This window comes from Kroppenstedtia guangzhouensis (assembly GCF_014637345.1).
GTDB lineage: Bacteria > Bacillota > Bacilli > Thermoactinomycetales > DSM-45169 > Kroppenstedtia > Kroppenstedtia guangzhouensis.
Window position 1 is genome coordinate 342,041 of sequence record NZ_BMEX01000005.1, and the last position, 7,592, is coordinate 349,632.

Genomic DNA, 7,592 nt, shown 5'->3' on the forward strand with positions numbered 1-7,592 from the left:
TTTATTTTGAGGAGGCGATCAGGTGGGAAAATGGCTGGCCAAACAGGATGAGATGACGATCCTAGGTTGGATTGCGCTGTTGGGGCTGATCGGGTATTTTGCATGGAATAAGCACCTGAAGCCCTGGGTGGACCAGACTTTTTTTGATCGGGGTTCCTTTCGGTGGCCCTCTCTATCGAAGTTGGGGATTCCGTTTGATTGGATACCCGATTGGCTTCCAGATGCTACAACCGTCGGAATCCTGTTGCTTCTGTTGTTGATCGGTTATGTCAGTCTAAAGGGATACCAGATTCATCAAACTCAGTTCGGAAAGGCGATCCGGATCACACCACGGGAAGGAATGAAGGTGGATGAGAAGCAGGTGGCCGAATTGGCTACCAAGATGAATACTGTCCGGCGGCGGTTGGGTGGTCGTGTCCAAAAGGGAAGGGTCTGGCTCCGGTGGGTGATTCATCGGGACGCCAAACAGGGGAAGATTCATGTTTGGCTGGTCACCCCGATGGATCAAATCGCCCGGGTGAGGGGATTGCTAGAAAACTCTTACCCGGATGCGGAATTGCATATCGAGCACACCGTTCCCCTTCCCAAAGGAAAAAAGGGAGAAGGGGGTCATCTCAAATTAGTTCGCAATAAAGGGGAAGAAAGCGCCTTTGGGATTCAAGAATCCACCAACCAAATGGGAGGCATCCTCTGGGCGATGAATCAGGGTTCTTGGATCGATATTCGGTTCAGCCCGGAGAATCGGAAGCGATTGACCAAGCCGGGACAACGGTTGGTCCAAAAGCTGACCCGGGGGAAAAAGGAACAGTGGACGATGCGAACTCGGGAGGACCGAAAAAAGATCGAGGCAGCAACAGATCGTTACTTAGGACACACAGCCTTTAGCGTCTCCATCTCCCTTTGGGATAGCAAAAACAAGACGAGCAGTCTGGCCGGACAGATCTACAGCAGTTTCCGCTTGCACAATGCACTGAAATTAAACCGGTATCTTTGGCTTGCGGCTTGGCGGAATGCAGTGTCCTGGAAATGGACGGTGCCATTGCCTTGGCGTCGATTGGTCCTAAGTGACAGTGAGTTGGCGAACTTCTTCATGTTTCCGGATCCGGAGCATCAGGTTCATGAGCGACTCGTCCGTCTGGCTCAGGGGCAGCGGCAACTTCGCAAAGATGAGTTTCACGAAGGGTACACCGTTGGAACCCAAATGCATCCTTTCCTTCCGGAGCGACCGATTAAATTTCCCGTCCGGCAATTTGTTTGGCATCCGGTGGTGGCCGGGGCCACGGGATCCGGGAAAGGGGCTTTTATCACCACTTTTGCCGAAGAGTTTTTACAAGGGTGGGCAAAGGACCCGACTCACCACGCCGGATGGACCTTTGTGGACCCTCACCGGTCCACCATTTTGAAGGTGATCACCTTGCTGATGAAGATGGAGAAGGAAGGATGCCCCATCGATTGGAACCGGGTTCATTATTTTTATTTGGGGCCGAATGATCATCCGGCAGGGCTGAATCTGCTGTATAAGCGGGAAGGCGATGATATAGATCAGTTGACGGAACAGGCGGCAGAACTGATCAAAACTGCATACCCGGGAGAACTTTCCCGAACCAGTGTGTTGATCGAAAACGGAATTGCCACCCTTCTTTCTGACAACCGGACCCGGACCATTGCCGAGTTGCCCCGGTTGTTTCAGGATAAAGCATTCCGGAACGGTATTTTGGATCGGGTGAAGAATCCAGCGGTACGGGATTTCTGGGCCAACGAAGACCGGAAACAAAGCCAGCAAAAGCAGAAGAAAGACACCAATATTGATGCCTTGCTAACTCGATTAAACCCTTTCTTCCGAAATATGGCGATGCAGCGGATGTTTGGGCAGTCCAAAAACATCTTGGATGCTCGTTGCTTTTTTGAAGAGGGACACATTGTTTTGGTCGATATGAACGGCGTGTCCCCAGCCACCTTTCAATTGGCGGGGGGCATGATTACCAACCGGTATCACAATGAGGCCGTCCGTCGGGTATCCGGGCGGCCTCACTATTTGTGGATTGACGAGGCTCCCCTGTTGAAGAAGGTGCCTACCTTTACCGAGATCGTGCAGGAGGATCGAAAACGGGGGTTGGGTTTGGCCATGTTCACCCAGGATGTCGATAAGTTGGATAAGGATTTGACGGAATCGCTAAAGGTGAACTCCGGGATTGTCGTTTCCCTCAACCCGGGATCAGCCGGTGCAAGGAAGGCGGCGGAGTTACTGGGGGGGAGTTTTACCCCGGAATATTTGAGCGATCTGAAGACCCTGGAAGCGGCGGCATGGGTGCGATCAGTGGGAACCGTGACCGTGAAGCTGAAGCCACCGGTCTACTACCTGAACGGAAAGGCCACGGCGGAGGATTCGCCGGAGGAGAACGAAGCGAAGGAGATCGCACTGGAAAAGGCGATGGAACTGCAGAAACGATCGGGGGAAGGGACACCGGTGAAGAAGGTGGATGAGGAGATTTTGACAAGGTACCAGCAGATCGGCGGATGACCTCCGGGGAGGGGGTTTATCTCCTATAGGAGATAAAAGTCCGGAGCGGAAGCGCGATGAATCGGGAGATTTGAGCGATAGAGAGAGGACATTGAGCGGACGAGGAGCGAGCATAGAGCGGACGAGGAGCGGACATTGAGCCGGGGAGAACAGAGGGGTTTTCCCCGGCGAAAAAGGAGGCGGAAGCCGGTGATTTTCGACTGGCTGGATGAACAGAAAATACCAGAATTGACCAAATCGGAGCGGCTGATGGGTGTCCTGTTCGATCTGGGGATGGCGACGGCGGATCAATTGGAAGTGATCACCGGCTGGAGTAAACGACAACTGAAGGATGCACGGGAGGGGATTCGGTCTCGGGGAAAGAGTGGGGAGCCAAAGGCAGAGGAACAGTTGTTGCATCAGGTGGTTAAACAGGTTCGATCCATGGCAGATGGCGAGGTTCCAGCAACGGAGAACCAACTGCAGTGGATCCGGAACGGGTTGCGTGCCTTGGCCAAAAGCGAAGTGAAGAAAGACGAGTGGCTCAGGTTCTACACTACATTTCAACGGGAGGTGATCATTTACACCCTGGGATCACAGGGTAACCGTTATGTGGCCGATTTGATGGGGCGGACGCTGGGAAGCTATCGGGAGTTGAGTCCAGGGCAACGGCTTCATACGGTGGGGACCACGGAAATCTTGGTTCGCTTGTTGCGGGCTGGGATTCGTCCCCGGCAGTGGTTGAATACCCGGGAGACAACGGACCGGCTGAAAAGGATGCGGGAACAGTGGAACATGGAGCCGGACGGTCAGGGGAGTTGGGAAGTCAAACGGGAATACATCGGCCCCCACATTCTGCCGGATGCCAGTGTTCAAATAGAGGATCAGTGGTATTGGATCGAGTATGACCGGGGCTCGAAAACCGGTGAAAAGATCCGGGATCAGTTGGATCAATATATCCAGTTACGGGCCAAGCTGGGGAAACCGATAGACCCGGTGGTGTGGGTCACGCCGAACGTGGAGCGGACGGAGGAACTGCGGGACCGGATTTATCCGAAGGTGCTGGCGAAGTATCCGGAAAGTTTTCCGGTTCCGACGATGTATTTTTTTACTGAGGGAGAAGAGACGGAACTATTTGTCAATGGGGAGGGAAAGGAGACGGCTGAGGGGGTGGCCGGGGTAAGTGGGGAAGCACAGTCATCTGAAGAGATCCAGCGGATCCAAGAGGAACGGGATCAAATGGAGGAACAGGTGCAGGAGTTGCAAACGGAACTGGAACGGAAAGAAAGCCGGATCGAATATTTGACCCGGATGGTGGAGGAAAATCAGCGGGGGAAAACGGAGTGGGAGGACTGGACCCGGGGGTTGGTGGAGCATCTTCAGAATCAACAAGGAGGGTTCTTGTCCAAGGTGACACCCGGTTGGGCCTTGGAGGAGTATATGCAAAATAACAAGCTGCCGGGGGAATAAGAGAATCGGACCAAAATTGTTGGGATGAAAAGGTGTTGATAATTTTATTATTTGTACTGACCAGACCAAAAAGGGAAAATTGTAAGCTAAGGGGCGTAGGCGTCGGAAAAACTTCGCCTATGCCCCTTGATTGCGTTTTCAAGGGCTTTATCCGTGTTTGAATACCACGGGTTACCCCCGTTGCACCTACTTTGGCTTCAGGAAACCGGCGGAAGGCGTGCGGGTCATAATTCCGTCCGAGGCGGGCCAACTGTCGGAGACGTTGGGGTTGGATCCCCCGGGTGTCGATCTCCAACCCCAGGGAAAGGATCTGGTTCCGTTGATCGATCGCCTTTTTACATGCCCGGGGAGATGATTGACCGGGATCCTCCTTGATCCAACCCAGGGTCGTTTTCCCGCTTTCCATCCGGCTTCCGACCAGCTGGTCCAACTGCTGTTTTTGGTCGGGCGTCAAAGCGGCGTTCAGTAGGCGGTAGATCTTTTCTTCCGCCCGCCGCCGCGTTTCCCAGACCAAACGCTCCACTGTGGTGAGAGCCGGAAGAATGATCTTCCGTTCCCGAAGCCAATCGATAGCCCAGTGAATCAAAGGGATCACCTGGTCCTTTTCCATAGCTCGCGGAAGCAAGGCTTTGGCTAATTGCCGGTACTCCCGGGCCGTGAAGGAACGGTAACCGTATTCCTCACGAATCCTCTGCATATGTTCCCGGCGAGTGGCATCCCTTCGGGCATAGTTGTGAAAGCTTTCGGAATCCACGTCGATCTGGTTGGCAATGTAGTAAAGAACCCGGTTCGGGACCTCCTTAATATCCACGAAGGACCACCCCGTGTGACGAAGCACACACAATTGAACGGCGAATCCCATCCGGTTCGCATCCCGACGGTTTTGCCGGATCATCTTCCGATCTTGCTCCGACAGGGTGTAATGAGCGCCCAATTCCCATTCATCCAATGTGGGGGAAATACACATCCATTGTTTTCTCTGCTCTTCCGTCAACAGTTGCCTGGTATTGCGATACACCCTTCACCCCCCTATTCCCAGGAAAGTTGATCAACGGCACGGCGCAGGTCTTGGTCCCCCGGCGTGGTATAGATTGCCGTTGTGGCGATGTTTGGGCGTCCGTCAGCGGTCATGTGTCCCGCCAAGGCGGCGATCACGTCGAGAGGCACTCCTTTGACCGCTAATTCATGGCAAAATGTATGCCGAAGGGTGTGGGGAGAGCATTGGTCCATCCCCGCCCGTTGCCCGTATTTTCGCACAACGTACTGAACGGCGCGAGTGGTCATCTGATCTTTTCGAGTAGAAACGAACAGCCAGGGACTGAAGGAGGACCGCACTGCCAGCCATTCCTCCAGCGCCTTCCTAACGTCCCGGTTCAGCGGGACCTCCCGCCATTTGCCACCCTTGCCATGCCGGACGACCGCTTTGCCTTTCCGCTCCGACAGCTTCACGTCCTCCAATTGCAGGTGACACAGCTCCTCGACCCGAAGACCCCCGTGCAGGAGTAAAAAAACGATCGCGATGTCCCGGGGATTCCGCTCTTTTTGCACTTGGCGGATTAGGGCCCGCTGTTCTTTGCGGTCCAGCCACCGGGGTGCTTGTCGCCCCTGTTTGACCGGCTGGATGGATTTCCAGGGGGACTCCTTGCACACGCCTTGTTTGACCAGCCAATCAAAGTAACGTTTTAGCGCGATTCGGGCCTTGTTGACGGTCGCCGGTTTGGAACGATCCAACAGATGGCGCTTATAATCGGCGGCATCGATTGGGGTCACGCTCTCGGGATCGAATCGTTCCCCCGTCGTGTCTTCAAACCACCGGATGAATTGATGGACCACTCCCTCATACGTCTTCATCGTTTTTGGGCTTCGTCCGTCCGACTGTAGGTCGAATAGAAAATTGGGGATCGTGGGATGCACAGACCAACCTCCTTTGAAAATCATTCTACGATGAAAATTCCGGGAGATAATTGATCCGTTGATGGGCCTCCTCCGACGGAATGCCCCTTGATTATATCGCAGAATGGACTTTCTGCGAAAAAATAGCTCCTGTTTGGGGCTTCGTCTCCTGATGAAGTTTTCGGAATACCTCGTCACAAAATGAATCAACTTTTTTTGATTTATGGATTGACGGATCAATCGTTTTTGATGTATCATCGAATCAACAAAAATTGATTTGAGGTGAAGCAGTAGCACTCCGATCCATTGTGATGAACGAGTTCCTCAGGCATGTAAACGACAGTTGTCTTGTTGCTCAGCGCCGCTTTGCTGTGAATAACCCACCCAGAGGAGAGGATGGAAAATGATATTGAAACCCCATGTTGCCATCAATGTAAAGGAGCTGGACGTCTCGATCGAGTTTTACCGCCATCTGTTTGGGGAGGAGCCGGCGAAGGTGCGTCCCGGCTACGCGAAGTTTGACCTGGATGAACCGGCTCTGAACTTCACCTTGAATGAGGGAGGAGAAATCACCGGTGGGCTCAATCACTTGGGAATCCAAGTGGGGTCGACAGAGGCGGTAATCGCTGCCAAGGAGCGCTTGAAAAACGCGGGGTTGGCCTCCTTCGACGAAATGGATACCACCTGTTGCTACGCCCGACAGGACAAAATTTGGGTAACCAGTCCCGATGGTCACCGATGGGAAGTCTTCTTCGTGAAAGAAGATGCCGATTCATTTGGACAGTCACCCGTCATTCCAGAAACCGGCAGCGCTTGTTGCACCTCCAAATAATCATAAACCGATAGAATTTGCGAAAACCTGGGCAATGCCTGGATTTTGCGCGTGTCCAATAAGGAGGGAGGGAAAACGATGACTTGTTGTACCAGTGAACAACTGTCTCTGATCGCCCGGGCGTTGTCGGACCCGATCCGGTATCAGATACTTGACCTGATCGCCCGGGGTGGTACGGAGGATACTGTAGCTTGCTGTTCGACCGAGATGTGCGTTTGTGATATCCAGGAAACCTTGGATTTGAAACAATCCAAGGTTTCCTACCACCTCAAGGAGCTAAAAAACGCCGGTCTGCTGCATGAGCGTAAACAAGGAAAATGGAACTACTACTCCGTCAACCAAGCCATGCTGAAGGCCTTCTGTGATGAACTGTCCCTCCGTTTTCACTTAAGCGTTGATTAAAGACTCCATGAAGATTGGATTAAATGCTTGGTAACAAACCATTTGGTTGCCAGGTAGCACAATTTATTCGAATTCACGGAGGTTCAGATAACTTGTATGAAGTCATTGTTTTGGGAGCCGGTCAAGCCGGTTTAGCAGCCGGATATCATTTACACAACCAAAAACTCGATTATGTCATTTTGGAAGCCAGCGAACAAACAGCAGGATCATGGCCAAAATACTATGATAGCTTAACGTTATTTTCTCCAGTCCAATATTCATCTCTGCCTGGTATGGATATTCCTGGAGGTCCCGATCATTATCCCACCAAAGATGAAGTCGTCCGCTATTTGAACCAATATCGGGAGCATTTCAATCTCAATGTGCAAACCACAAAAAAAGCCGTGGAAGTTGGTATTATCCCCATACGGTAGACAGTGAAAAAAGTCCATCTGGTAAGATGGACAAAAGCACTGAACTGCCGGAGGGGATTTTCTTATGGCGAAAAAAGGGCAA

Annotated in this window: 6 protein-coding genes and 1 pseudogene; 5 read left to right on the forward strand and 2 right to left on the reverse strand. The window is 52.5% G+C overall.

All coding sequences use genetic code 11. The annotated features are described in order from the left end of the window. Positions 1-22 precede the first annotated feature (22 nt). Entirely contained in the window at positions 23-2,521 is a 2,499-nt protein-coding gene (locus tag IEV46_RS10040) for a type IV secretory system conjugative DNA transfer family protein (RefSeq protein WP_188432427.1), read from the forward strand. 189 nt (positions 2,522-2,710) lie between these two features. Then, a complete protein-coding gene (locus IEV46_RS10045; protein ID WP_188432428.1) occupies positions 2,711-3,970 on the forward strand; it encodes a replication-relaxation family protein in 1,260 nt (419 codons plus the stop codon). Positions 3,971-4,484: 514 nt separating this feature from the next. On the opposite strand, the pseudogene IEV46_RS18095 reads toward IEV46_RS10045, so the two are convergent. Next, a pseudogene (locus IEV46_RS18095) lies at positions 4,485-4,988 on the reverse strand (DUF4158 domain-containing protein); the annotation flags it as partial. A gap of 11 nt (positions 4,989-4,999) precedes the next feature. Then, positions 5,000-5,884 carry a tyrosine-type recombinase/integrase gene (locus IEV46_RS10055; RefSeq protein ID WP_040387546.1) on the reverse strand — a complete coding sequence of 295 codons (885 nt, stop codon included), beginning with the start codon at positions 5,882-5,884 and terminating at the stop codon, positions 5,000-5,002. Positions 5,885-6,266: 382 nt separating this feature from the next. On the opposite strand from IEV46_RS10055, the gene IEV46_RS10060 reads away from it, so the two are divergent. The 3 genes from IEV46_RS10060 to IEV46_RS10070 all read left to right on the forward strand — a co-directional run bounded on the left by IEV46_RS10060 (position 6,267) and on the right by IEV46_RS10070 (position 7,510). Beyond that, complete coding sequence (locus IEV46_RS10060) at positions 6,267-6,695, forward strand: ArsI/CadI family heavy metal resistance metalloenzyme (protein ID WP_009710660.1); 429 nt, start codon at positions 6,267-6,269, stop codon at positions 6,693-6,695. Positions 6,696-6,773: 78 nt separating this feature from the next. Next, entirely contained in the window at positions 6,774-7,097 is a 324-nt protein-coding gene (locus tag IEV46_RS10065; protein ID WP_040387547.1) for an ArsR/SmtB family transcription factor, read from the forward strand. 92 nt (positions 7,098-7,189) lie between these two features. Then, on the forward strand, positions 7,190-7,510 hold the full coding sequence (locus IEV46_RS10070) for an NAD(P)-binding domain-containing protein (protein WP_229736022.1): 321 nt from the start codon (positions 7,190-7,192) through the stop codon (positions 7,508-7,510). Positions 7,511-7,592: the final 82 nt, after the last annotated feature.